The following is a 1,408-nucleotide window of genomic DNA, read 5'->3' on the forward strand; positions in this document are numbered from 1 at the left end:
CAGCAGCGGGATGTCCCGCACCCGTGCGCCGGGGTCGGCCGCGGCGGCGGCCAGGACCCGGCCCAAGCGCTCGACCAGGGCGGCCGCGGTCTCGGCGTCGAAGAGGTCGGCGGCGTACTCCAGACCGCCGCCCAGACCCAGCGGTTCCCCGTCCGGGCCGTACTCCTCCGCCAGGACGAAGGTGAGGTCGAACTTGGCCGTCCCGGTCGAGAACGGCACCTCGGACACCGACAGCCCCGGCAGGTCCAAGTCGGCGCGCGCGTTGTTCTGGAGGGCCACCATGACCTGGAAGAGCGGCTGGTGGGCGGTCGACCGGACCGGATTGAGCACCTCGACCAGGCGGTCGAAGGGCACGTCCTGGTGCTCCAGATCGGCCAGGGTCCGCTCGCGCACCCGTCCCAGCAGGTCGGCGAAGCTCGGGTCCCCGGAGGTATCAGTGCGCAGGACGAGGGTGTTCACGAAGAACCCGACCAGGTCCTCCAGCGCCTCGTCGGCGCGGCCGGCCACCGGGGTGCCCAACGGGATGTCGGTGCCCGCGCCCATCCGGGTCAAGGTGGCGGCCAGTGCGGCCTGGAGCACCATGAACAGGGTGGCGTCGTGGCGCCGGGCCAGGGCCAGCAGGTCGCGGTGCAGGTCGGCGGGCAGCGCCACCGGGGCGACCCCGCCGCGGTGCGAGGGCCGGGCCGGGCGGGCCCGGTCCACCGGCAGTTCGAGCACGTCCGGGAGGTCGGCCAGCACCCCGCTCCAGTGGGCGAGCTGTCCGGGGATCGCACCCTCCCCGTCGGCGAGGAGGCCGTCCTGCCAGAGCGCGTAGTCGGCGTACTGGACGGCCAGGGGTGCCCAGCCGGGGACCTCCCCGTTCAGCCGGGCGGTGTAGGCCGCCGAGAGGTCGCGCAGCAGCGGGGCCATGGACCAGCCGTCGCCCGCGATGTGGTGGACCACCAGCACCAGGACGTGCTCGGCCGGGCCGACCTCCAGCAGGGTCGTGTGCAGCGGCGGCTCCGACTCCAGGTCGAAGGTCTCCCGCGCCAGCGCGTCCACCCGGGCCGCCACATCGGCGCCATCGATCACCTCCACCCGCAGGTCCGGGAGGGCGGACTCCACGGGCAGGATCCGCTGGTACGGGTCGCCGTCGACCTGCTCGAAGACGGTGCGCAGCGACTCGTGGCGCTCCACCACGTCACCCAGGGCCGACTCCAGCGCGGCCGGGTCGAGTTCGCCCTCCAGACGCAGCGCGACCGGGATGTTGTAGGCGGCACCGGGACCCTCCAGGCGGTCCAGGAACCACAATCTCCGCTGGGCGTAGGACAACGGGACGCGCTCGGGACGCTCCGCGACCGCTGTGACGGGCGGCGCCGCGACCGCGCCGGAGGCTCCGGCGGCGGCCAGGCTCTCGGCCATCCGCGCC

Annotated in this window: 1 protein-coding gene; it reads right to left on the reverse strand. The window is 74.4% G+C overall.

Annotated features, from left to right (window positions below):
• Positions 1-1,408 (reverse strand): condensation domain-containing protein (locus tag QJS33_RS31200; protein WP_306371661.1); only part of this gene is annotated, 1,408 nt, incomplete at both ends.

This window comes from Nocardiopsis sp. CC223A, assembly GCF_030766825.1.
Lineage (GTDB): Bacteria > Actinomycetota > Actinomycetes > Streptosporangiales > Streptosporangiaceae > Nocardiopsis.